Origin of the sequence: Bradyrhizobium sp. 6(2017) (assembly GCF_011058295.2) — a bacterium.
GTDB classification, from domain to species: Bacteria; Pseudomonadota; Alphaproteobacteria; order Rhizobiales; family Xanthobacteraceae; genus Bradyrhizobium; species Bradyrhizobium septentrionale.
In genome coordinates, this window is record NZ_CP049289.2 from 6,060,174 (window position 1) to 6,084,345 (window position 24,172).

Here is a 24,172-nt window from a genome sequence, read left to right on the forward strand (position 1 = left end):
AAGTCGTATCGTGCAGAACCTTCGCGTTGCCGTCGACGTCGGCGGCACCTTCACCGACATCTGCATCATGGACGAGGCAAGCGGCCTCATCCGCATCGAGAAGACGGCAACGACGCGCGATCCCATCGAGGGCATCATGGGCGGCGTCTCCAAGGCCGGTATCGACCTGTCCAAAGTCGCGCTGTTCTCGCACGGCACCACGGTCGCGACCAATGCGCTGATCACGCGCCGGCTGCCGCGCACCGCCGTCGTGACCACGCAGGGATTCCGCGACGTCATCGAAATCCGCCGCGCCAACAAGGAAGACCTCTGGGACACCTACAAGGACGTGGTCAAACCCTACGTGCCGCGGCGTGACCGGCTGACCGTACCCGAACGCATCGATGCGGCCGGCAAGGTGATCGAGCCGCTCGATGTCGACGCCGCGCGCGAGGTTGCGCGCATCCTCAAGCGCCGCGGCGTTGCCGCGATCGCGGTGTGTTTCATGAACGCCTATCTCAACGGCGCGAACGAGCGCGCGATGCGCGACATCCTGCTCAAGGAAATGCCCGATATTCCGGTATCGATCTCCTCGCAGGTGCTGCCGGAAATCTTCGAGCACGAACGGTTCTCGACCACGGTCGCCAATGCCGTCGTGAGCCCGGTGGTCGTCAGCTACACCACCAGGCTCGGCGACCGGCTCGCCGATGAAGGCTATACCCGCGATCTGCTGCTGCTGCACACCGGCGGCGGCGTCATGACGCCCGCGAGCGTCAAGGATTTCGCCGCACGTCTGGCCGGCTCCGGAATTGCCGCAGGCGCCATCGCCAGCCGCTACATCGCCGGTCTGTGCGGCTTTCCCAATTCCATCGGCCTCGACATGGGCGGCACCTCGACCGACGTGTCGCTGGCCTATGAAGGCCAGTCGCGCATCACCAAGGACTGGTACATCGAGTTCGGCTATCCGATCCGCTTTGCCTCGATCGAGGTGCTTACCATCGGCGCCGGCGGCGGATCGCTGGCCTGGACCGATCCGGCGGGCTCCCTGCGCAACGGGCCGCAATCGGCCGGCGCCCATCCGGGGCCGGCCTGCTACGGCAACGGCAATACGCAGCCAACCAACACCGACGCCAACGTTACGATGGGCCGGCTCGGCACCAGCCTCGCAGGCGGCAAGGTGACGCTCGATCCCGAGCTTGCCCACCAGGCGGTCGAGGATGGCGTTGCAAAACCGTTCGGCCTCGGCCTGCACGAGGCGGCGGACGCCATTCTCAAGGTCGCCAACGCCAACATGTCGGATGCGGTGCGCCTGATCTCGATCAGCCGTGGCTACGACCCGCGCGATTTCGCGCTGGTGGCGTTCGGCGGCGCCGGTGCCCTGCACGGCGTCGACGTCGCGCGCGAACTCGCGATCCCCGTCGTGATCGTGCCGCCGAACCCCGGCGTCACCTCGGCGCTCGGCTGTCTGTTGGTCGACATGCAGCACGACTTCTCGCAAAGCTGCATGGTCGGCGCCGATGAAGCCGATGCCGCCGACATCGAGGCGCAGTTCGCCGTGCTAGAAAAGGAAGCGCTCGCGCGGTTGACCCACGAGGGCGTCGCCGCCCAGGACATCGTGCTGCAGCGGTCGATCGACATGATGTATCGCGGCCAGTGGCGCTCGCTCGCGGTAAGCGCGCCGCGGCCGATCGGCCCGATCAGCGATCTCGTCCAGAGCTTCCACGCCGAGCACAAGCGTGAATACAATTTCCGCCGGGACGACTCGCCGGTCAGCTTCTTCCGCCTCAATTTGAAGGCCATCGGCGTCGTCCCCAAGGCCGAATTCGCCGTGCACAAGGCCACCGGGGCGATCCCGGAGCCGGTCGATCGGCGCCGGGTCTGGTTCGAGGGCAACGGGCTCTACACGCCGGTCTATCAGCGCGACGACCTGCCCTGCGGTTTCAGCTTCCAGGGCCCCGCGATCATCGAGCAAGTCGACGCCACCACGGTGGTGCCACCGGGCGCCAGCGCCGAGGTCGACAAATACCTCAACATCATCATTCGCGTGAAGGAGTGATCCGATGGCCGGAGAACTTGCGCTCGACCCCGTCACATTCGAAGTGCTGAAGAATTCCTTCATCACCAGCGTCGACCAGATGGGCGAGCAGGTGCTGCGCACCTGCTACTCCTTCGTGATCTACAACCGCGACTTCTCGAGCGCCCTGCACGATGCCAAAGGCGAGTGCGCTGCCCAGGGCAATCAGGACATCGCCGTCCATGTCGGCACGTTGCATTTCACCTGCAAGGACGTCATGCGTCACTTCGAGGGCGACATGCACGAAGGCGACGTGTTCGCAATCAACGACCCCTATGCCGGCGGCACGCATTTCTCCGACGTACGTCTGATCCGGCCGATCTTCGCCGACGGAAAGATCATCGCCTTCAGCCAGTCGAACGGGCATTGGTCCGACGTCGGCGGCAGCGTGCCGGGCTCGTTCGACGTCGCCGCTCGTGAGATGTTCCGCGAGGGGCTGCGCATCACGCCGATCCGCCTGTTCGACAAGGGACGCTTCTGCAAGGACGTCGCGCATCTGATCGCCTCCAACACCCGCGATCCGGCGTCGATCATCGGCGACATCCAGGCGCAGGCCGAGGCCACGGCAGTCTGCGAGCGCGAGATCCTGCGCCTGGTCAACAAATATGGCCGCGACACCGTCGAGACCGGGCTTGCCGCGGTGCAGGACTATGTCGAGCGCTCGGCACGCCAGCGGATCGCGGCGCTGCCCGACGGTGAATGGGAGACGGTCGACTTCATCGACCGCGACCCCGCCGGCGGCGAAGGCATGATCCCGATCAGGATCAAGATGACGATCAAGGGCGATCGCGCGATCTACGATTTCACTGGAAGCCATCCGACCATCGGCTCGATCTACAATTCGGCCTTCGGCGCCACCTTCTCGGCGGTGGCGGCCGGCATGAAGACCTTCTTCCCCGATCTGCCGCTCAACTCCGGTTTCTACCGCTGCTTCGACATCATCGCGCCGGAGGGCTCGATCGTCGATGCCAAATGGCCGATCGCGGTCACCGGCTTCCTGATGCCGTTCGAGAAGATCATGAACTCGATCTACGAGATGTGGTCGAAGCTGATGCCGGAGCGCGCGCTCGCCTGCGCCTTCAACCTGGAATATCTGCTGACCGGCGGCCTTGACGCCCGCAGCTCCGACAAGCCGATCTTCATGTTCTACGACTGGCTGCCCGGCGGCTGGGGCGGACGCAACGGCAAGGACGGCAGCAACGTCACCACCGCCTGCTTCGGAACCGGGCTGATGTCGCAGCCGGTCGAGGGCCAGGAGCGCGCCAACCCGATCCTGACCACGAAGTGCGAGATCCTCACCGACTCGCCCGGGCCCGGCAAATGGCGCGGCGGCGCCGGCGTCGAGAAGGTGTCGCGCATGTTGCAGGCGGAGAAGACCGTGATCTCCTACATCTGCGACCGCGAGCGCGCCGTCGTCTGGGGCATCGAGGGCGGCCTGCCGTCGATGCCGCACGGCCTGACCTTGCATCGTGCCGGCAGCAAGCCTGCGGAACGGCTCGGCTCGATCTTCTCCGACGTTCCGATCGGCGAAGGCGACGTGTTCGCGCGGCCGACCGCTGGCGGCGGCGGCTTCGGCGACCCGCTCGAACGCGATCCGCGCCTCGTGATCGAAGACATCAAGGACGACTACGTCTCGGTCGCGCGCGCCGCCAAGGACTATGGCGTGGTGGTGCAGATCGTCGACGCCGAGCTTTGCGAATACGAGGTCGACAAGGCCGCGACCGATGCGCTGCGCTCCCGGATCAGGCGCGAGCGCGTCGCCAATGTGCGGCTCGATCCGGAAATCGTGGCGCAGCGCTACCGCAGCGGCGCGCTCGACGTCCTCGACGTGATCCGCCAGCACGCGGTGATCCTCGATTGGGGCAGCGGCGCGCTGCTTCCCGAATCCACGCGTCAGTTCCGCGAAGTGTTCGAGCGGCGCTCGGTCGCCAACTGGGCCGCGGACTGATCCGACCAGATACCGCGCCGCCCGTCGGCGGCACGGCGCGTGCATGCCTCACCTTCAATTCGAACAACGAGGACAGACCATGACCAACCATCCCGCCAGTCGGATACGACCGATCCGCTCCACCCTCGGCATCATTGCAAGCCTCGCCCTTGCCTCCGCGATCACGCCGGCGTCGGCCGAGACGCCGTGGTTTCCGATGAAGGTCTATGACGCTTCGTCCGGCACCCCGAAGCCGGCGGAGTACACGCCGCTGCCGAAGGCCGAGAAGCCCTACAAGCTGTGCGTGCTGTTCCCGCACATGAAGGACAGCTTCTGGGTCGCTGTCGCCTACGGCATCGTGAAGCAGGCCGAGACCATGAACGTTAACATGACGCTGTATGAAGCAGGCGGCTACGAGAACCTTCCCAAGCAGCTGTCGCAATTCGACGACTGCATGGCGAGCGGACCGGACGCGATCATCGTCGGCGCCATCTCCGGCGCGGGCCTCAGCAAGAAATTCGAGGAAGCCAAGGCCAAGGGCGTGCCGGTCGTGGGGGTCACCAACCCGCTGCCGCCCAACGCCCTGCCCGCAGCCAACTATGTCGACTTTGTCGCCATGGGAGAGGTCACCGGCGAAGGCCTGCTGGCGCAGACCAAGCCCGGCGACAAGCTCAACATCGTCACGTTCCCCGGTCCGGCCGGCTCGGGCTGGGCGGAATCTTTCAACGAGGGCGTCAAGAAGGCGGTCGCCAAGAACGCGAACGCCAAGATCCTGGCCGAGAAGTTCGGCGACTCTGGCGTCGCGGTGCAACTTCAGCTCATCCAGGACGCGCTGCAGGCCTACCCCAGCATGAACGTGATCTGGGGCACCGCTCCCACCGCGGAAGCCGCGATCGGCGCAGTCGCCGAAGCCGGACGAAATGATCTGAAGATCGTGTCGTCCTATGAAAACCAGGCGATGCTGGACGCGCTCAACCGCGGCGACATCCTCGCCTTCGCAACCCAGTATCCAGTCGGCGAAGGCGCGATCGCAATCGACCAGGCTGTGCGTCTCATCGAGAAGAAGCCGGTGATGGCGCTTGTGCAGCCGATCGCCGCAGTGATCGACAAGACTACCGTCCCGAAATTGCAGATGGACCTCGTGCTGGCGCCGGCAAGCTGGACGCCGGTCTATTCGGTCAAGGCCAAGTAAGCAGCAAGTAAGCGCCAAGTAAGCCCCGGCAACGCATTGCGGGCGGGAGCAGGATGCTCTCGCCTGCTTGTCGGACCTGCACGGAGAAGCAGATGGATGCCGATATCGACTTGAACCGGACCGAGCCGCTGCTCGCCTTGCGGGGCATCTCGAAGCGATTTGCCGGCGTCCGGGCGCTTGATCGGGTCGATCTCGATGTCCGCGCCGGCGAACTGCACGTCTTGTTCGGCGAGAACGGCGCCGGCAAATCGACTTTGATAAACGTGGTGTCGGGCACCTTTGCCGCCGACGAAGGCACGTTCCATTTCGGCGGCGAGGAAATCCGCCATCTCTCGCCGCAGCGGGCGCGCGCGATCGGCATCAGTCCGGTGTTCCAGGAATTTTCACTGGTTCCGAGCCTGACGGTGGAAGAGAACCTGTTCCTCGGTCGCGAGGTCTCGAACGGCGGCGTTTTGCGTGCGCGGGAGATGCGCAAGCGCGCCACGGCGCTGATCGACGAGCTCGGCTTCGACCTCGATCCTTCGCAGCGCGTCGACGATCTGTCGCGCGCGCACCAGCAGATGGCGGAGATCGCCAAAGCGCTGCTTGGCCGGGTGCGGCTGTTGATCCTTGATGAGCCGACCGCCTCGCTGACCGAGCGGGAGACCGGACGGCTGTTCGAATTGATTGCCCGGCTGAAGCGCCAGAATGTCGGGCTGATCTACGTCTCGCACCGCATGCGCGAGATCCGCGCGCTCGCCGATCGTGTGACCGTGCTGCGCGATGGCCGCCATATCCGCACCCTCGAGGCCGCCTCTTCGACCGATGGCGAGCTGGTCGAGCTGATGACCGGCCGCAAGATCGACCTGCTGTTTCCGGCGATCACGCACCAACCGGACAAGGTGATGGTCGATGTCGAAAACCTGACGCTCACCGATGGCAGCGTTCGCGACGTGAACTTCTACGCCCAGGCCGGCGAGATCACCGGCATTGCGGGCCTCGTCGGCTGCGGCAAATCGGAGCTGATCCGGGCGATCTACGGACTTGCGCCGATTGCCTCCGGCGTGGTCCGCCTCGACGGCCTGCCCTACGAATTCCCGGCGCCGCGGCGCAGCCTGAAACATGGCGTTGCCTATTTCCCCGCCAACCGGATCGCCGAAGGGCTGGCGCTGTCGCGCCCGATCCGCGAGAACGCATCGATGACCGCGCTCGACCTGCCCGCCTTCGCCCGCTTCGGCATGCTGCGACAGGCCGCGGAGCGCGTCACGATCGCCGGCATCATGGAGCGGTTGCAGCTCAGGCCGCCCAACATCGAGCGCACCGCCGGTGCGCTGTCCGGCGGCAATCGTCAGAAAGTGATGCTCGGCCGCGCCCTGACGCGCGAACTGACCGTGTTCCTGTTCGACGAGCCGAGCGTCGGCATCGACGTCGGCGCCAAGCTCGAAGTCTACGAGTTCATGAAACGCCTGGTCGAGGCTGGTGCGGCGGTGATTGTGGTGTCGTCCGAACTGCCGGAAGTGTTGGCACTGTCGAACCGGCTTTATGTCATGCACAACGGCCGGATCGCTGCCGAGTTGAAGGGCGCCGAGAAGACCGAGCAGAACGTGCTTGCGAGCTTCTTCAGGGATCACCTCACGGCGGAGGTCGCATGAACACGACCCTCGCCGCTGCCCGACCGCAGACATCGATCGGCCTTCAATCGATCGTCGGGCGGATCGGCTTACTGCCGGCGCTTCTGGTGGCACTCGTTGCCGGCATGTCGGCGATTGATCCCCAGTTCTACGGCATCATCAATATCCTCAACATCCTGCGCAACGCGTCGTTTCTGGCCATCGTCGCCTGCGGCCAGGCGCTGGTGATCATCGCAGGCGGTTTCGATCTCTCGGTCGGCGCCGTCGTTGCTCTGGCGAGCGTGGTGACCGCCAAGACCATGGCGATCACGGCGGCGGCGTTTCCCGGCAACAACGCCCTCATCATCGCAAGCGGCGTCGCTGCCGGGCTCGGCTGCGGGCTGGTGGTCGGGCTGGTCAGCGGCTTCTGCGTCGCGAAGCTCAAGGTCTCCGGCTTCGTGGTCACCTTGGGCACGATGTCGGCGACCGCAGGCGTCGGCCTCATGATCACGAGCGGCATCCCGGTCTACGGCATGCCGGAAGTCTTCGTGAAGGGCTTTGGGCGCGCCCAGGTGTTCGGCCTGCCGACCGCGGTCTATATCGCGCTCGCCGTCATCGCCGTCATGGTGTTCGTGCAACGGCGCACGCTGTTCGGCCGCTACGTCTACGCGATCGGCGGCAATGTCGACGCGGCCGTGGTGTCGGGCGTCTCGGTCCAGCGCCATATCGTCGGTACCTACGTCGTGTCCAGCGTACTCGCCGCACTCGCCGGAATCCTGCTCACCGCGCAGGTCGGCTCCGGCCAGGCAAGCTTTGGCGGCGACCGCATGATGTTGCAGTCGATCGCCGCCGCCGTGATCGGCGGCGTTAGCCTGCGCGGCGGGGTCGGCCGGATCGAGATCGTCGCCATCAGCGCGCTGTTCCTGACCATCCTCGGCAACGCGCTCAATTTGCTGCACATCGATTCCCGCCTGCAGCCGGTGTTCCTCGGAATCATCATGGTCGCTGCCGTGGCGCTGGACGAACTCAGCCGACGGAGGAAATCCCGTGTCTGACGTCGAGCTGTCTGTCGCAGCCAAAGATACGGGACTTGCAAAGAGGCTGCCGGCCCAATTGCTCTGGCGCGCGATGCTGCCGATTGCGCTGGTCATCCTGCTGCTCGGCTTTGCCGCGGTCGACGGACGCGTGCTCTCGCCCGCCAATCTGCTCAATATCGCACAGCAGACCAGCTATCTCGCGCTGTTCGCCATGGCGCAGACCGTGGTGATCCTGACCCGCGGCTTCGACCTCGCCCTTGGCCCGACGGTGTCGATGGTCAGCGTCGGCACTGCGCTGGCGATGGCGGGCGCCACGGCATCGGGCCACGACACGACCGCGGTGCTGCTCGCCGGCCTCGCCGCCGGCTTCGGCCTCGGCATCGCCTGTGGCCTGTTCAATGGCGTGGTGGTCGCGCTGCTCGGCGTGAACCCCTTTGTTGCGACGCTCGGCAGCTACAACATCGCGATCGGTGTCGCAACGACGCTGTCGGCGGGACGGCCGGTACAAGGCGTACCAAGCCTGTTCTCGCAAATCTTCTATGGCGGCAACGTTCTCGGCGTCCCCGCCGCCATCGTAATCACGATTGCGGTCGGGATCGTGCTGCACCTGACCTTGGTGCGCACCGTCTTTGGCCGCTCGCTTTACATCATCGGCACCAACCCGCGCGCGGCGGCGGTGGCGGGCTTGCCGGTGAAGCGGATCCTGACCTTGACCTATGTGCTGTGCTCGGCACTCGCCGCGCTTGGCGCCATCATGATGACGGCGCGCACCGGCTCCGGCGAACCGAATCTCGGTGGCTCGCTGTCGCTGCAGGCGATCGCCGGCGCCGTGGTCGGCGGAACCAGCCTCGCAGGCGGCCGCGGCGGCGTCGGCACTGCGGTGCTCGGCGCCCTGTTCGTGACCATCCTGTCCAACGGCATGAACCTCACCCGCATCGATGGCTACGTCCAGATGGTCGTGCTCGGCGCGATCGTCATCATCGGCGTGCTGCTCGATCGCCTGCGACAGGAGCGAAGCCAATGACGGCCGGGTCTCACGTGCAAGACGATCGGACAGCATCGATCTACGTTGCCCCCTCATTGCCGGCGGCGCTCGATGCGCTGGCCGACTACGGCGCTGCCGGTGCCCCCTTTGCCGGCGGCACCTGGATCATGCGGTCACCGATCCGGCACGAACCGCTCAGGCCAAATTATGTCGCGATCGGCAAGATCGGCGAGCTCAGTGCGATCCGGATCGGCAAGGATGCCATCGAGATTGGCGCGGCGGTGACGCACGCGGCGCTGGCGGCAGCCTTGGCCGGCCTTCCGGAATTCGGCGTGCTCGCGGCAGCTGCCGGCAGCTCGGCCAACCCGGCCGTTCGCGCGCTGGCAACGGTCGGCGGCAATCTGTCGGCGCTGGGTTTTTACGCCGCCGATTGCGTGCCGGCGCTGCTCTGTCTCGATGCCGCGGTCGAGATTGCAAGCCGTGACGCCGGCGAGCGCATGAGCCTGGTCGACTTTCTCAAGCGGCGATCGACATTGTCGCCTGGCCGGTTGCTCACCAGGATCATCGTGCCCCGGACAGAACGCAGGACCGCGCATGCCCGCCTGCCGCTGCGCAAATCAGGCGACTATCCCGTCGCGATCGTCAGCCTCTCCGTGAATGTCGATACCGCCAGCCATGTCCAGGCGGTCCGGATCGCCGTCGGTTCCGTCGAACAGACCCCGCGCCGTTGGGCGCGGCTGGAAGATGCCTTGCTTGGCGCAGTGCTCGATCCCGCGCGGGTGGCCGATATGGCCGCAGAACTGGCCGCGGAGTTCACCGGCCGGGACAGCGTCGAGGTGCCGCCCTGGTATCGCGTGAGCGTGCTGCCGAGCCTGGTGCGCCGCGCGGCCGCCACGGCACTTGCCAACTGACGAGATAAGGGAGGCAGCAGGCATGGTCTTCACCCTGAGCGTCAACGGCGATCGCCTCGCCTCGACCGCCGATCCCGTCACGCCTCTCGTCGACGTCCTGCGCGAGGAGTTTCACCTGACCGGCGCCAAGCCGGTCTGCCGCGAAGGTTTCTGCGGCGCCTGCATGGTGTTGGTCGACGGCAAGCCCGCGCCCTCATGCCTGATGCCGGTGGCGCTCGCAGCGGATCGCGAGATCCGCACGGTCGAAGGCCTCGCCGGCGGTGGTGCGCTCAACCCGATCCAGCAGGCGCTCGAGACCTGCGATGCAGTTCAATGCGGCATGTGCTTTCCCGGCATGGTGGTGACCCTGACGCATCTTCTGACGACCACATCAGGCGCAACGCGCGACGACATCCGCGCGGCGCTGACCGGCAACATCTGCCGTTGTACCGGATATGAGCGGATTATCGACGCCGCCGTGCTGGCGCTCGCGGCGACTTGATGGGAGGCGCAGCGATGGCCGATGTTTCAGCGACCATGGATCTCCGGCGCCGCGATGCAAGCGACAAGCTGCGCGGCCGCACGCGCTATACCATCGATCGTTACTTGCCCGGCATGCTGCACGCGGCGGTGCTGCGCGCCAGCGTTCCGGCAGGAAGGATCGTTCGCCTCGACACCGCTAAAGCAGCGCGCATGCCCGGCGTGCGCGCCGTCGTGACGGCTGCCGACGCGCCCGGCAAGATCGGCATCGGCATCGCCGACCACCCATTATTCGCGCGCGAGGTGATCCGCTACGACGGCGAGCCGCTGGCCGCGGTTGCCGCCGGCACGCTTGCCCAGGCGCAGGCCGCGCTGGCTGCGATCGAGGTCGAGATCGCGCCGCTGCCGGCCGTGCTCAGCATGGCCGAGGCGCTCGCACCCGAAGCGGCGCTCGTTCACCCCGATTGGCACGAGCATGAGATCCTGCTCGAAGGCGGCGCACGCGCGGGCAACGTCGCCTGGGAGGCGACCGTGGTCCGCGGCGATGTCGATGGCGCCTTCGCTCGGCCGGACGTCGAGATCGTCGAAAGCACGTTCCGCGTCGGACGCCAGAACCACGTCGCCTTCGAGCCGCGCGCAGTCGTCGCCGACTATGAGGACGGCCGTTTCCACATCGAGACGTCGACCCAGGTCCCATGGACCGTCCGCAATGCAACCGCGCGATTGTTGGGTGTTGCTCCATCGCAGGTGCGGGTCACGGTGCCGCCGGTCGGTGGCGGCCTTCGACCTCGCGATCGAACCATTCGCCGCCCTGCTCGCCCGCGCCAGCGGACGGCCGGTACGTCTGGTCAATTCGCGCGAGGAGGAAATGCTGACCTGCTTGTTCCGCGAGAATGCCGAGATCCGCATCCGGTCGGCCGTGACGCGCGACGGCGAGATCGTCGGGCGCGAAGCCGTCGTGCTGATGGACTGCGGAGCATATGGCGGCGAACAAATCTTCCTCACCACCATGACCGCGCACACACTCGGCGGCAACTACCGGCTCGGTTCGGTGCGGCTGGTGTCGCGTGCGGTCTACACCAACACCGCGCCGAACGGCGCGTTCCGCTGCTGCAACGGTGTCTACAACACCTTCGCGCTGGAGCGGCACACCGACGAGATCGCGGCGCGGATCGGCATGGATCCCCTTGCTTTCCGCCGCCGCAACGTGCTCGGCGACGGCGATCTCGGCGCCACCGGTCAGGTGTTCGAGGGCAGCGTGCTCGGGCCGATGCTGCAGCGGATGGACACGCTGCGGGATGCGGCCGCAGCGCCGCGCACGCTTGCGGATGGCCGGCTGTTCGGCCGCGCCACCACGGTCGGCACCTGGTTCGTCTTTGTCGGCCCGTCGGCGGCGACCGTGAACATGAATGCCGATGGCACGGCGACGCTGGTGACGTCGGGCGTCGAGATCGGTTCGGGCTCGATGATGCAGAGCCTGCCCCAGATCGTTGCCAGCACCCTCGGCATTGCCCCCGAAACCGTGATCGTGCGCGCCGCCGACACCGACGCCGCCGGCTATGATGTCGGCGTGGGCGGCGGCCGCACCACGGTCTCGCTCGGCGCCGCGAGCCTGTCGGCCGCGCAGGAGGTTCGCACCAAGCTGCTCAAGGTCGCCTCCGACTTGATCGAGGCGGCGCCTGAAGACCTCGTGATACGCCAGGGACGGATCGAGATCGCCGGCGCGCCGGGGTCCGGCCGCACCATCGCCGAGGTCGCGGCGCGCGCCCAGGCGCAGATCGGTCCGATCTCCGGCACCGGCGCCTTCACCGGAGCCGGCGTGCAGGCGATGCCGGGATGCGTTGCCGGTCACTTCATCGGCGCGATCGATATCCCGATCTTCGCCGTCCATGACTGCGAGGTCGCGGTCGACCCGGAGACCGGCCATGTCGAGGTGCTCGCCTATCGCGTCGTCCAGGATGTCGGCCGCGCACTGAACCCGCGCGCGATCCACGGCCAGATCCAGGGCGGCGTCGTGCAGGGACTTGGCTACGCCCTGCACGAGGAGGTGACGATCGGCGCCAACGGCCGGGTCTGCCAGAACGGCTTCGAGACCTACCGCGTGCCGCTGGCGCAGGACGTCGTCCCGGTCGAGATCAGCCTCTACGAGGGCGCGCCGTCGATCGGGCCTCTCGGCACCAAGGGCGCGGGCGAGGTTCCGATCCTGAATGTCGGCGCGGCCGTGGCATGTGCGGTGGCAAACGCGACGGGAAAGCGCGTCCAGGAATTGCCGCTGACGCCGCCGCGCGTGCTCGAGCTGCTGCTCGACAGCAAACAGGACCTCGCATTGACGCACATCGCAGCGGCCTGGGCGGACAATCTCGTCCGCCCTCACAACCAATCGGATCGCTCGTGAAAACTGAGTGAGCTCCAACCCGCGCCGTCAGGTTCGACCCGACCAGCGGCATTACGGAGAGACTGTTTCGGCCGATGGCAGGCTGATGATCCGCAGCGCGCCCACCTCCCGGGGCAATGGCGCCCCGAGCACAAGCGAGAGCTGATGCGATGCGTCGGTGAGGCGGGACGCCAGCGCCTGCAGGTCGGTCCGGCGGATACGTTCGATGGGGCCGCTCACCGTCATCGCCCCCATCAGCGCGCCGTCGTGTCCGAAGACGGCGGTGGAGAGCGAGGCCGTCACGGCGTCGTAGACTCCCGAACTGACGAACACATGCACACCGCTATTCGTGCGATCCGCAAAACGGGCGGTCCGCAGCACCTGTCCCGTCGAGGTCAAATCGAGCGGCGCAAGATTTGTCGGCCGCGCGACGTCGCGCACGAGCTGGGGCGAATCCACCCGAAACAGGCAGAGCCGGCTATCGCGCTCGCGCACATGGAACGCAGTGCTCTCCAACGTCTCCTGGCTTAGCCGCTGCAGCACCGGCAGCACGTGCTGTTCGAGATTGAAATTGGCCCGATAGGTGGTGCCGAGCTGGAAAGTCTTTGCACCGAGCGCGTAGCGGCCGTCGCTGAGGCGAACGACGTAGCCGGCTTCATCCAGCGACACCAGCGAGCGCATTACGGTCGGCTTCGCCAGACCCGTGATCCTGGCGATGTCGGCCAGGCTGCGCGACCCGGCTCCAGCGAAGGTATCCAGGATCGCCAGCGCGCGTTGCACGGCGGCGACCCCCTGCGTCTTGGGCATCGAAATCCCCTGTCTCGCCGATTCCGGGTTGACCTCGGCGCGTTGCCATTACACTATGCGTAACGGCGTTCCATTTTCAATGGGGTTCAGCATGGCCGTAGGGTTCAGGATCCTTTCCCGCACGCGGGTCGTCGCGGGCGAATGGGTCGAGCGGGCACGTGTCCTTCCGGTCGCCAATATCAGTGATGTGATGTCACGCATGGCCTCGGGCGGCGCCTCGCTCCGGCCGATGCATGCGGCTGGCGGCATGGCCGGTCCCGCTCTGACCGTGAAGACCCGCCCCGGCGACAATCTGATGGTCCACAAGGCGCTCGACTTGGCGGTTACCGGCGACGTCATCGTGGTCGACGCGGGTGGCGACCTCAGCAACGCAATCTTCGGCGAGATGATGCTCGCGCAGGCGGCCCGGCGCGGCGTCGCCGGTATCGTTATCCATGGCGCGATCCGCGATGCCGGCGCGATCCGGGCAAACCCGCTTCCCGTGTTCGCGGCGGGCGTCACCCATCGCGGTCCGTACAAGGACGGTCCGGGCGAGATCAACGGACCGATCGCGATCGGCGGCATCGTCATCCAGTCCGGCGATTTGATGCTGGGCGACGATGATGGCGTGCTGGCCGTCGCCGTCGACGATTGCCGAGCGGTGATCGAGGCTGCTGAAGCCAAGCAGACTGCCGAGGCCAAGCAAATGGCGGCGATCGAAGCCGGTACGCTCGATCGTAGCTGGGTCGATGCCTCGCTCCGCCGTCTCGGCTGCGAGATGCCAGAGGTCTAGCGATGGCCGGGCGCACGATCTCCGAGAAGATCCTCGCTCGAAAATCCGGGCAGGATGCCCGCGCCGGGGACCTCGTCGTCTGCGAGGTCGATTGCGCGCTCGGCACCGACGGTTCGGTTCCGATGGCGCTCGACTATTTCAAGGCGATGGGCGGGGAGAGCGTGCGCGAACCCACCCGACTGGTGTTCGCACTCGACCATTACGTGCCGCCGACGAGTCCGCAGACGATCGAACTGCATCGCGTGATGCGAGACTTCGCCAAGCGGTTCGGCGTCACATTACATGAGGCCGGCGAAGGCATCGGCCACCAGCTCATCGTCGAGACGGGCCGCGCGCTGCCGGGCGGTCTGGTCGTTGGAGCCGACAGCCATGCCGTGACATACGGGGCGCTGAATTGCTTTGCGACCGGGATCGGCTCGTCCGATCTCGCCGCCATCATGCTGTGCGGCCGGATCTGGTTGCGCGTGCCGGCTTCGATCCGCGTCGTTCTGACCGGACAACTGCCGAGCGGCGTCTATGCGAAGGATATCGCACTGGCGCTCGCGGGCATGCTCGGCGCTGACGGTGCCGCCTATCAGGCACTCGAATTCGCGGGCCCAGGTATCGCCTCGCTCACGCTGGAGGACCGCCTCGTCTTGAGCAATCTGGCGGTCGAGATGGGAGCGAAGACCGGCATCTTCCCGGCCGATGCGGAAACCGTCGCCTATCTGCAGGGCCGCACCGGCCAGGCTTTCGAGCCGGTCGCAGCGGATCCGGATGCGCGCTACAGCCGAACCGTGGAGATCGCGCTCGACGCGCTCGCGCCACAGATTGCGTTGCCGCATCTGGTGGATCAGGTGGTGGCGCTCGAGGATGCGGCCGGCACGCCGGTGCAGATGGTCTATCTCGGCACCTGCACTGGCGGCAGGTTACGCGACTTCCATGAAGCTCTCGCGGTGCTCGAGGCGGGTGGAGGCGTAGCGCCCGGCGTGCAGCTCGTGGTCACGCCGGCATCGCGCGAGGTCCACGACGCCATGGCGGCCGATGGCACACTCGAAGCCCTGGTCGGCTTCGGCGCGACGTTGGTCGAGCCGGGTTGCGGCTCCTGCTGCGGGACCTGCGGGGTGATCCCCGGAGACGGAGTTTCGGTGATCTCGACCGCCAACCGCAACTTCAAGGGCCGCATGGGCAACGCTAAGGCATCGATCTACCTCGCCTCCCCGGCTGCCTGCGCAGCCGCCGCGACACGCGGTGTCGTGACCGATCCGCGCAAGGTGTCGCGATGACTGTTTTGCGAGGACGCGCGCGACTGGTTGGCGACGACGTCAACACCGACTCCATCATCAGCTCGACCCGCAAGCGGGAGAGCCTCGACCCCGCCGTTCTCAGGCAATTCCTGTTCGAGCATGTCGACCCCGCTTTCGCGGCCTCAGTGCAGCCCGGAGACATTCTGGTCGCCGGCAAGAATTTCGGTTGCGGCTCGGCGATGGAGGTCGCGGTCACGACGGTGCTCGGAGCCGGCATTCCAGCAGTGATGGCGCGAAGCTTCTCGCGCACCTACTACCGCAACGCGATCAACAACGGCCTGCTGCCGCTGGTCTGCGATACCGGCGGGATTCGCGAGGGCGACATCCTGGTCTCCGACGGCAGCGGCGCGATCCGCAACGAACGCAGCGGCGAAACGCTCAGCCCGGAGCCGCTGCCGCCGATCATGCTGGCGATCCTGCGCGCGGGCGGCCTCGTTCCCTACATGCGTCAGAACGGTGACTTCAAACTATGACCACCACAGATACTCGTTCCGCCATCGCCTCGACGGGCTACCGTCTCAGGCTTCCCGGTCCAACCGAAGTGCCCGAGAGGGTGCGGCAGGCGATGGCTCGGGTGATGGTCAACCATCGCGGGCCGGAATGCCGGACTGCGATTGGCGAGGCGGAGGAGATGATCCGACCGATTCTTGGCACGACCAACCACGTGCTGTTCTTTGCCAGCTCCGGAACAGGCGTCATGGAGGCCGCGCTCGTCAACGTGGCCGGACCGGGCAGCCGGATCCTCGTGATCGAGCATGGTCAATTCGGTGAGCGTTTCACCACGATCGCCAAGGCCATGAACATCACCGTCGACACGGTCGCGATCGAGTGGGGCCAGCCGATCGATGTCGCCGCGGTGGAAGCTCGGTTGCGCGAGCACACCTATCGCGCCGTCGTCGTCGTGCACAATGAGAGCTCGACCGGGATCGTGGCCGATCTCGCGGCGCTCGGCGCGCTTATGCGCGACCGGCCAACGCTGCTCATCGCAGATTCCGTCAGCGGTCTCGGCGGCATCGAGATTCGGCAGGACGAATGGGGCGTCGACATCGTGGTCTCGGCCTCGCAAAAGGCCTTGATGTGCCCACCCGGCCTCGCACTTGCCAGCGTCAGCGCCAAGGCGTGGCGCGTGATCGGGCAGGACGAAGGGCGATCCGTGTTCTATTGGGATTTCCGTCGCGCGCTGAAATCCGCGGAGCAGAACGAGACCCCGTTCACGGCGCCGGTCAGCCATATCTATGGCCTGCGTGAGGCCTTGACGATGATGCATGAGGAAGGCTTCCCCAATGTACTCGCGCGCCACAAGAAGCTTTCGGGCGCGCTGCGCGCCGGCGGCGCGGCGCTCGGGCTTGCAGATTTTTGCCGCGAAGAGCCGCGCTCGAGCACGGTCGTGGTCTTCAAGGTCCCCGACGGGCACGAAGGCGGAGCCATCGTGCGACAGCTCTACCAGGATCACCGCACGGTGATCGCAGGCGCCCGAAACCGTCTCTCCGGCCGCGTCATCCGGTTTGGCACGATGGGTGCTTTGAGCGCGGGGACCATCCTGACCGACCTTCTGCATCTCGAGGACGCGCTCACGAAGCTCGGCCTGCCGATCGAACACGGCGCCGGGCTCAAGGCGGCCACCGAGTACCTCGCCGCAACCACATGAGCAACCGCTGAACCTGCAAGGGCGAACCACGATGAGATCTCCTGCCTCCATCCTCGCCCGAGTCGTGACGCTCGCGGCATCGCTGTTCGCGGCCGGGCTGGCCTCGGCCCAGCAGAGCGTCGTGCTCTATTCGGCTAACGACGACACCGTGAACAAGCTTGTCGCCGAAGGCTTCGCCAAGGCGACAGGAATTAAAGTCGACGTGGTCTCGACCGGATCAGGTGTGCTGGTGCGCCGCGTCGCCTCCGAGGCCGCCAATCCGCAGGGCGACGTGATCTGGGGTGTCAGTGCGACGCTGCTGCGGCTGGCGAGCCCGCACCTTCAGGCTTACCCAGCCAAGGACCGCGACGCCGTTCCGGCCCAATTCCGTGACCCAAACGACCTTTGGCTCGGCACCAACATCCAGGTGGTTGTGATCGGCCAGAACACCAAGGCGATCGACAAGGCCAGCGGGCCCAAATCCTGGGCCGACCTCCTCGATCCGAAATGGAAGGGCAAGCTCGCCTTTACCGACCCGGCCAATTCCGGATTCTCATATGCGGCCGCGACCACGCTGCTCTCGCTGTGGGGCGATGATGACGCAGCCTGGACCAAGATGGACGGGCTGCTTGCCAATGCGAAGGTGCTCAACCGCTCGACCCAGCTGTTCGACGGGATTGGCAGCGGCGAATATCCGCTTGGCATCACCCTCGAATATGCCGGCTTCCTGTGGGCCCATAATGGTGCGCCAGTGAGCGTCGCCTATCCGGCCGAGGGCACATATGCGGGCGTCGAGGGCGCGGCCGTCCTGAAAGGCGGACCGAACCCCGAGCCTGCCAAACGGCTGGTCGACTATCTGGCCAGCAAGGACGTCCAGGAGATGTTGCTGAAGGCGACGTTCCGGCGCCCTGCCCGTCAGGATATCGAACTCGAGGCAGTCGCACCCGGGATGCTGCCCTTCTCGGCGATCAAGGTGCTGCCCTATGACGACGTCAAATGGGAAGCAGCCCGGCGCGATACGCTCGCGCGGCTGAAGACCACGATCCAGAACACGCGCTGATCCGATGACCAGGATCCGGATTGAAAACCTGACCCGCACCTTCGGCGCGGTGCGGGCCGTGGACGACATCTCGCTCGACATCAGGCATGGCGAGCTGTTCACGCTGCTTGGGCCTTCGGGCTGCGGGAAGACGACGCTGCTGCGCATGATCGCCGGCTTCATCGATGTCGAATCCGGCTCTATTTCGTTCGACGACCGGCGCATCGATGCCCTGCCCGCGCATCGCCGCGACACCGGCATGGTGTTTCAGAACTACGCGATCTTCCCGAACCACACTGTCGCCGAAAACGTGGCCTATGGGCTGAAGGCCAGGAAGGTCCCACCTGCCGAGATCGCATCGCGCGTCGACAAGGCGCTCGAGCGGGTGCGCCTTGCAGGTTACGGTCCCCGCTCGCCACACCAGCTCTCCGGTGGTCAGCTGCAACGCGTGGCAATCGCCCGCGCGCTCGTGATCGAACCCGCCGTGCTGCTGTTCGACGAGCCCCTGTCCAATCTCGACGCGCAGCTGCGCACCGAAATGCGGATCGAGGTCCGACAGCTGCAGCAGGCGCTCGGTCTGACTGCGATCTACGTGACGCATGATCAGGAGGAGGCACTCGCCATCTCCGACCGCATCGCCGTCTTGCGTCACGGCAAGATCGAGCAAGTGGACACGCCGGAGCGCATCTATCGGATGCCGCAGACCGCCTTCGTCGCCGAGTTCCTCGGCTCGACCAATATGGTGCCGGGCATCGCGGGAGCCTTCGACGGCCGCAACACCAATGTCGCGGCAGCCGGAACGGAGTTCTCAGTCAGAGGCGAAGTTGCAACGCCGGGTGTACCGGTGTTGCTGTCGGTCAGGCCGGAGGCCTTGCGGCTGGGCGACGGCTCCGATGGCCCGCGTGTGCAAGCGCGTCTGGCGCTGCGCGAATTTCTCGGTCCAATGCAGCGTCTCCACGCAACCCTGCCGGACGGTACCCAGATTCGGATCGCGGCGCTCGGCGGCCAGGCGCTCGATGTTGCGCCCGGTGCGACGCTTTGCCACCATCGTGACGCTGGCGGCCCTGGTGCTGCTCGCGGTTTTCCTGCTCTACCCGCTGGCGCTCGTTCTGGATGCCAGCATACGGGTCGACGGCACGGGTGGCCTGACACTTGGGAACTACGCGGCGATTGTGAAGAGCCGCTACTATCTCGGCAGCATCGGCAACAGTCTGTTCTGCGCCGCGCTCGCGACGGCTTTCGCATGCGCGATCGGCATCCCGCTCGCCTTCTGTCTTGCCCGGATCGACATTCCGGGCCGCGCGCTGTTGCTTACGCTTGCGTCCCTGCCGCTGGTCCTGCCCTCGTTCGTCAGCGCCTATGCTCTGGTGCTGCTGTTCGGCCATGCCGGCGTCGTCACCACCGCATTGCGCGGCATCGGCATCCCGATCGGCTCGATCTATGGTGTGCCCGGCATCGTCATCGTGTTCACGTTGACGCTCTATCCCTACGTCGTCATGCCCGTGCTGGCCGGTTTCCAGGCCGTCGACGCCTCGATGGAGGAGGCAGCGCGCAATCTCGGCGGTTCACGGCCCTATGTGATCCGCACCGTGCTGCTGCCGATCGTGATGCCGGCGATCCTTGCCGGCGGACTGTTGGTGTTCATTGAGGCGCTGGAGAATTTCGGCGTGCCGGCCGTGCTGGCGGAGGACCGGCCGTTCCTGGCCGTCAACATCTTCAAGCTCTTCGCCGGCGAATCCGACGCCAACCCGGCCGCGGCGGGCGCGCTCAGCGTGCTCCTGATCGCCTGCACGGCGCTCGCGCTTCTCGTGCAACGGCACTATCTCGGCAAGCGCCGTTTCTCGACCAATGCGCGCAGCGCGCCCGCGAAATTGCCGCTGACGCCGGGACTGCGGCTCGTGGCCACGGTCGTGAGTTGGGGCATCGTGATCGTCTCGCTGCTGCCTTTCGCGGCGGTACTGATGATCTCCCTCCTCCGCTTCCGCGGCCCCGTCCTGACCTGGGAGTTCGGATTGGGCAATTACGCGACCCTGCTGTCGGGCTCCTATCGGCCGCTGCTCAACACGCTGACGCTCGCCAGCATCGCGGCCGTCGCCACCATGCTGATCGGTGCTCCGATCGGCTATGTCGTGGCCCGGCACCGCTCCCGCCTGTCGGGGTTGCTCGACTTCGTCGGCATGGTGCCGTTCGCGGTCTCGGGCACGATCCTGGCGATCGGGCTCATCATCGCGTTCAACAGCGGTCCTTTGGTTCTGACGGGCGGCTGGCTGATCCTGGTCATCGCCTATGTCGTCCGCAAGCTGCCGTTCGCGATCCGCTCCTCCTCGGCAATCGTGCATCAGCTCGATCCCTCGCTCGAGGAAGCCTCGATCAATCTCGGGGTCTCGCCGGCCAAAACCTTCGCGACCCTGACAGTGCCGTTGATGGCGAGCGGCCTTGTCGGCGGGCTGGTACTGGTCTGGATCACCGCCGCATCCGAGTTGAGCGCGACCATTGTGCTCTATGCGAGCGGCTGGGTCACCACGACCGTCGTGATGTACCATGCGATCGAGGGCACCGGCGCGGGTCTGGCGGCCGCCGCGGCGGCGGTGCTCATCCTGGTCACCGCAATCCCGCTGCTTCTGATCAACCGGCGCATCAACAAGCAGGAAACGACGGTGATATGACGGCAGGACAGGACAGTATGAACGAAGCAGCCCCGACGCTCCCGAATTTCCGCAGCGACAATGTCGCGCCGGTCAGCCCCGAGATCCTGCGGGCGATCGCCGAGGCCAATCGCGGCCCGGCCGCCGCTTACGGCGATGACGATTATTCGAAGTTGTTGAATGCGCGTTTCTCGGAGCTGTTCGAGACCGAGGTCACCGTATTCCCGGTCTCGACCGGTACGGCGGCCAATGCGTTGTCGCTCGCGAGCTGCGTGCGCCCCTATGGCGCCATCTATTGTCACGAAGAAGCGCATATCCACACCGCGGAAGGCGGCGCGGCCGAAGCCTTCACCGGCGGCGCGAAGCTCGTCGCCATGTCCGGCCGGAACTTTCGGATCGAGCCGTCGAGCCTGCGCGAGGCGCTGGGCCGGGCGGCCTGGGGAGTCCGCAACCGCTCCCAGCCCGATGCGGTGTCGATCACCCAGGCCAGCGAGTATGGAACGATCTATCCCCTCGCCGAGATCGCCGAGATTGGAGCAATCGCCCACGACAGGAATCTGTCGCTGCACATGGATGGCGCCCGGTTCGCCAATGCGCTGGCGCGGCTCGGCTGCAGCCCGGCCGACATGACCTGGCGCGCCGGCGTCGACATTCTGTCGTTCGGGGCGACCAAGAACGGGGCGATGTCGGCGGATGCGATCGTGGTGTTCGACCAGGATCTCATCGAACCCCTGTCCTATCGGCTTCGCCGTGCCGGCCAGACCTTCTCAAAGATGCGCTTTGCGGCTGCGCAGCTGCTCGCTTACATCGAGGATCGCCTTTATCTGCGGCTCGCGGCCAAGGCCAATGCCGTAGCCACCCGCCTCGGAGCGGGTCTCGCCGCTCTGCCCGACGTGCGGCTGGTTGCCCCGGTGGAAGCCAATCTGGTTTTCGTCAACCTGCCCGCTTTGGCCATCGACCGGCTCGCGGCGAACGGGTTGCAATTCGCGCGACGCGGCCAGGACGTGATCCGGTTCGTCGCCCGCTTCGACAGCACCGAACAGGAGGCGGACGAGGTCATCGCACTCGTCCATCGCGCGATCTCGGAAAGCTGAGAGCGATTATTCCGTAATCGCTTATTCTGGAGACCGATGCGCAGCCCTAAGTCAGGACGAAGCTGGTCGAACCATCCTGGCATTTCCGAGCAGCACGGCTTCAAAGTCGTCGGCGTCGCCGCTGACATTCACCTGCTCGAAGTATTCGTACCAACCCGACGCGGCGACCTGCCGCTCAAACTCGCGCTGAAACTCGACGTTCGGTACACGATAGACGCAAAAGAAATCGTACGGAGCACGACGATCGGTCGCAGGAGAGTTCAAACCATAGGCGACGACGTCGACACCGGCGGACTTCAGACCTTTGACCGCCTCGGCCACTTTCGTCACGAAGTCGGTTCTCTCGCTTTCCGGGCATTTGGCCCAGGCGGGACGGTAGTTATAGAGCTCGATGAAGATTTGCTGCATGACGCGCATCCTTCTGAAGAACGACGGTTTACACCACAGAATATCCGCAAACTACGGCACCGGACGAGACGGCCCCTAGAGCCGTCCCATCGTCGAACAGCGGGCTCTCACACCCTCCAACTCTTGAACCGGCATCAGCTGCTTCACGATTTCCGTCGTGTGAGCCAATGTTGCAGGATCGGCCAGTTCGGGGCGCCCGGTTCCGAAAGGAGGTCGCGGCGCGTACTCAAATGACAACTCGGCGACGCGGCCGACGGCCTCTCCGGCGATTTGGCCGATCATCGCAAGGCCGAAATCGATCCCCGCGGTCATGCCGCCGCCCGTCGCACGGTTGCGGTCGATGACGTATCTGGCGTCGGTCGGAATTGCCCCGAACAGAGCGAGATGCTCCCGCGTGTACCAGTAGGAGGCCGCCTTGTATCCCTTCAGGAGTCCGGCCGCGCCGAGCAACAGCGAGCCGTTGCACACGCTTGTGATCCACGTGGCGCGACTACCGACACCGGCGATGAAGTCGAGGGTCCGGTCGTCCTGCAGCTGCTTGAAAAGAGAGCGTGTGTTGCCAGGGACGAACAGGATGTCCGGATCCTTCCAGCAACTTCCAAAATCCTCCGTCGCCTGCACGCTGACACCGGCGTCGGAATCGACGATGCCCTTGTCCTGCCACACGATCTGCGAGGAGAATCCCGGAAGCATCATGAAGGCCTGCATCGGACCGGCCAGGTCGATGAATGTGAAGCCAGGAAAAGCAAGCGCCAGTACCTTCATCGCTACCTCGTTCGCCTGAATTTGTGAATTCGCGTTGAAATCCGGCGCAAGCTAGCCGAGAATGCTCATGTCAGAAATGACATATAAACGGCAAATCCTGCCATCCTGACCAGGTGCCGGTTGTGAGCATGGTCCGCTACAAGGAATCTCATGTCCGCGGAGATCAACCGACGTGTTTCGGTCCTGGTGTTCCCGGGCTTCGAGTTGCTCGACCTCAGCGGTCCCCTATGCGCCTTCAATCTGGCGTCGGAGATTCATCGTGCTCCCTATCGGCTCGAGGTGATTTCCGTCCATGGCGGCACAATCGCGAGCGCTTCCGGCGTGCCGATCCATACCTTGAAGGCTTCGCGAGGCAGATCCGTTGACACACTCTTGATCGTGGGAGGCGCCCCCGACAGCGCCGTCGACGGTGATGCCGACACCGTCGCGCTGATCAGGAAGTTGGCGCCGCGGGCGAGGCGCGTGGCGAGCGTGTGCACGGGAGCCTTCCTGCTGGCCGCCGCCGGCCTGCTCGATGGGCGATCGGTTACGACGCATTGGAGATATGCCGCCGGGTTGCAAAGGCGGTTTCCGCGCGTGCGCGTCGATGCGGACAAGATATTCGTGAGGGATGGCAACGTCTGGACATCGGCGGGGATCACGTCAGGCATCGATTTGACGCTCGCGTTGATCGAGGACGATTTCGGGATCGAGGTATCGAAGGCCGTTGCAAGGGACATGGTGGTCTATCATCGCAGATCGGGTGGGCAATCGCAGTTCTCGACGTTGCTTGAACTGGAGCCCTCATCCGATCGCGTCAGGGATGCATTGAATTTTGCGCGCGAGCACCTGCACGAACCGCTTCCCGTCGACCGCATGGCCGCGGCGGCCCGGATCAGCGCACGGCAGTTTGCCCGCCTTTTTCTGAAGGAGACCGGAGATACGCCCGCCCGGGTCGTGGAGCGGCTGCGTGCCGAAGCGGCGCTTCCGCGCATTCAGGAGGGAACGGAGCCGATCGACATCGTTGCCCGCAAAGTCGGCTTTGGAGACAAGGACCGCATGCGGCGCGCCTTCCTGCGGATCTACGGCCAACCGCCTCGCGCGCTCAGGCGTGCGACGACCGTTTCGAAAGCCGCGTCCCTCCCCGACTCCCGTGATCCCTTTGGTTCTCAAGCACCAAGGCGAAGCGGCACCAAATAGGAGGCTGGAGCGGGTGAAGGGAA

General features: G+C 65.7%; 20 protein-coding genes and 2 pseudogenes. 19 read left to right on the plus strand and 3 right to left on the minus strand.

Annotated elements, in window-relative coordinates; genetic code table 11:
- The first annotated feature begins 10 nt into the window (after positions 1 to 10).
- The 10 genes and pseudogenes from G6P99_RS28590 to G6P99_RS28635 all read left to right on the plus strand — a co-directional run bounded on the left by G6P99_RS28590 (position 11) and on the right by G6P99_RS28635 (position 12,548).
- Positions 11 to 2,035 (plus strand): hydantoinase/oxoprolinase family protein, encoded by a 2,025-nt coding sequence (locus tag G6P99_RS28590; RefSeq protein ID WP_165124243.1) that lies wholly within the window; start codon positions 11 to 13, stop codon positions 2,033 to 2,035.
- 4 nt (positions 2,036 to 2,039) lie between these two features.
- On the plus strand, positions 2,040 to 4,001 hold the full coding sequence (locus G6P99_RS28595; protein ID WP_029080246.1) for a hydantoinase B/oxoprolinase family protein: 1,962 nt from the start codon (positions 2,040 to 2,042) through the stop codon (positions 3,999 to 4,001).
- A 79-nt stretch (positions 4,002 to 4,080) separates the two neighbouring features.
- Positions 4,081 to 5,172, plus strand: coding sequence for a TMAO reductase system periplasmic protein TorT (gene torT, locus G6P99_RS28600; RefSeq protein WP_051346151.1), 1,092 nt, complete (start codon positions 4,081 to 4,083; stop codon positions 5,170 to 5,172).
- A 92-nt stretch (positions 5,173 to 5,264) separates the two neighbouring features.
- A complete protein-coding gene (locus G6P99_RS28605) occupies positions 5,265 to 6,803 on the plus strand; it encodes a sugar ABC transporter ATP-binding protein (RefSeq protein ID WP_029080244.1) in 1,539 nt (512 codons plus the stop codon).
- Positions 6,800 to 7,816, plus strand: coding sequence for an ABC transporter permease (locus G6P99_RS28610; protein ID WP_029080243.1), 1,017 nt, complete (start codon positions 6,800 to 6,802; stop codon positions 7,814 to 7,816). The genes G6P99_RS28605 and G6P99_RS28610 overlap by 4 nt, the downstream gene beginning before the upstream one ends.
- Positions 7,809 to 8,822, plus strand: coding sequence for an ABC transporter permease (locus tag G6P99_RS28615; protein ID WP_029080242.1), 1,014 nt, complete (start codon positions 7,809 to 7,811; stop codon positions 8,820 to 8,822). The genes G6P99_RS28610 and G6P99_RS28615 overlap by 8 nt, the downstream gene beginning before the upstream one ends.
- Positions 8,819 to 9,694, plus strand: a complete 876-nt coding sequence (locus G6P99_RS28620; protein ID WP_084518406.1) for an FAD binding domain-containing protein — start codon at positions 8,819 to 8,821, stop codon at positions 9,692 to 9,694. The genes G6P99_RS28615 and G6P99_RS28620 overlap by 4 nt, the downstream gene beginning before the upstream one ends.
- A 22-nt stretch (positions 9,695 to 9,716) precedes the next feature.
- A complete protein-coding gene (locus tag G6P99_RS28625; protein WP_029080240.1) occupies positions 9,717 to 10,175 on the plus strand; it encodes a (2Fe-2S)-binding protein in 459 nt (152 codons plus the stop codon).
- Positions 10,176 to 10,288: 113 nt separating this feature from the next.
- Positions 10,289 to 10,873, plus strand: a pseudogene (locus G6P99_RS28630) (molybdopterin cofactor-binding domain-containing protein); the annotation flags it as partial.
- 52 nt (positions 10,874 to 10,925) lie between these two features.
- The gene (locus G6P99_RS28635) at positions 10,926 to 12,548 is read left to right on the plus strand and encodes a xanthine dehydrogenase family protein molybdopterin-binding subunit (protein WP_256434686.1); all 1,623 of its coding nucleotides are present in this window, start codon (positions 10,926 to 10,928) and stop codon (positions 12,546 to 12,548) included.
- A gap of 51 nt (positions 12,549 to 12,599) precedes the next feature.
- On the opposite strand, the gene G6P99_RS28640 is transcribed toward G6P99_RS28635, so the two are convergent.
- Complete coding sequence (locus tag G6P99_RS28640; RefSeq protein WP_051346150.1) at positions 12,600 to 13,334, minus strand: IclR family transcriptional regulator; 735 nt, start codon at positions 13,332 to 13,334, stop codon at positions 12,600 to 12,602.
- Between the two features lie 91 nt (positions 13,335 to 13,425).
- Between G6P99_RS28640 and G6P99_RS28645 the strand changes: the two genes are divergently transcribed.
- From G6P99_RS28645 to G6P99_RS28680, 8 genes and pseudogenes are all read left to right on the plus strand, one after another.
- Positions 13,426 to 14,106, plus strand: a complete 681-nt coding sequence (locus G6P99_RS28645; RefSeq protein ID WP_029080238.1) for an RraA family protein — start codon at positions 13,426 to 13,428, stop codon at positions 14,104 to 14,106.
- A gap of 2 nt (positions 14,107 to 14,108) precedes the next feature.
- Positions 14,109 to 15,371: a 3-isopropylmalate dehydratase large subunit gene (locus G6P99_RS28650; protein WP_165124246.1), complete on the plus strand. Its 1,263-nt coding sequence runs from the start codon at positions 14,109 to 14,111 to the stop codon at positions 15,369 to 15,371.
- Complete coding sequence (locus G6P99_RS28655; RefSeq protein ID WP_029080236.1) at positions 15,368 to 15,865, plus strand: alpha-IPM isomerase; 498 nt, start codon at positions 15,368 to 15,370, stop codon at positions 15,863 to 15,865. The genes G6P99_RS28650 and G6P99_RS28655 overlap by 4 nt, the downstream gene beginning before the upstream one ends.
- The gene (locus G6P99_RS28660; RefSeq protein WP_063618932.1) at positions 15,862 to 17,040 is read left to right on the plus strand and encodes a pyridoxal-phosphate-dependent aminotransferase family protein; all 1,179 of its coding nucleotides are present in this window, start codon (positions 15,862 to 15,864) and stop codon (positions 17,038 to 17,040) included. Before G6P99_RS28655 ends, G6P99_RS28660 begins: the two co-directional genes overlap by 4 nt.
- 31 nt (positions 17,041 to 17,071) lie before the next feature.
- Positions 17,072 to 18,079: an extracellular solute-binding protein gene (locus tag G6P99_RS28665; RefSeq protein ID WP_084518405.1), complete on the plus strand. Its 1,008-nt coding sequence runs from the start codon at positions 17,072 to 17,074 to the stop codon at positions 18,077 to 18,079.
- Between the two features lie 4 nt (positions 18,080 to 18,083).
- A pseudogene (locus tag G6P99_RS28670) lies at positions 18,084 to 19,034 on the plus strand (ABC transporter ATP-binding protein); the annotation flags it as partial.
- 40 nt (positions 19,035 to 19,074) lie between these two features.
- The gene (locus tag G6P99_RS28675; protein WP_246709646.1) at positions 19,075 to 20,724 is read left to right on the plus strand and encodes an ABC transporter permease; all 1,650 of its coding nucleotides are present in this window, start codon (positions 19,075 to 19,077) and stop codon (positions 20,722 to 20,724) included.
- A gap of 17 nt (positions 20,725 to 20,741) precedes the next feature.
- Complete coding sequence (locus tag G6P99_RS28680; RefSeq protein ID WP_029080232.1) at positions 20,742 to 21,797, plus strand: threonine aldolase family protein; 1,056 nt, start codon at positions 20,742 to 20,744, stop codon at positions 21,795 to 21,797.
- 51 nt (positions 21,798 to 21,848) lie between these two features.
- Here the strand turns inward: G6P99_RS28680 and G6P99_RS28685 are convergent, their stop codons facing one another.
- Together G6P99_RS28685 and G6P99_RS28690 are read right to left on the minus strand one after the other, a co-directional pair.
- Positions 21,849 to 22,205, minus strand: coding sequence for a DUF6616 family protein (locus tag G6P99_RS28685; protein ID WP_156928514.1), 357 nt, complete (start codon positions 22,203 to 22,205; stop codon positions 21,849 to 21,851).
- Between the two features lie 75 nt (positions 22,206 to 22,280).
- Positions 22,281 to 22,970: a DJ-1/PfpI family protein gene (locus tag G6P99_RS28690; protein ID WP_035976644.1), complete on the minus strand. Its 690-nt coding sequence runs from the start codon at positions 22,968 to 22,970 to the stop codon at positions 22,281 to 22,283.
- Between the two features lie 150 nt (positions 22,971 to 23,120).
- Between G6P99_RS28690 and G6P99_RS28695 the strand changes: the two genes are divergently transcribed.
- Complete coding sequence (locus tag G6P99_RS28695; protein WP_165124252.1) at positions 23,121 to 24,149, plus strand: GlxA family transcriptional regulator; 1,029 nt, start codon at positions 23,121 to 23,123, stop codon at positions 24,147 to 24,149.
- The last annotated feature ends 23 nt before the right edge of the window (positions 24,150 to 24,172 follow it).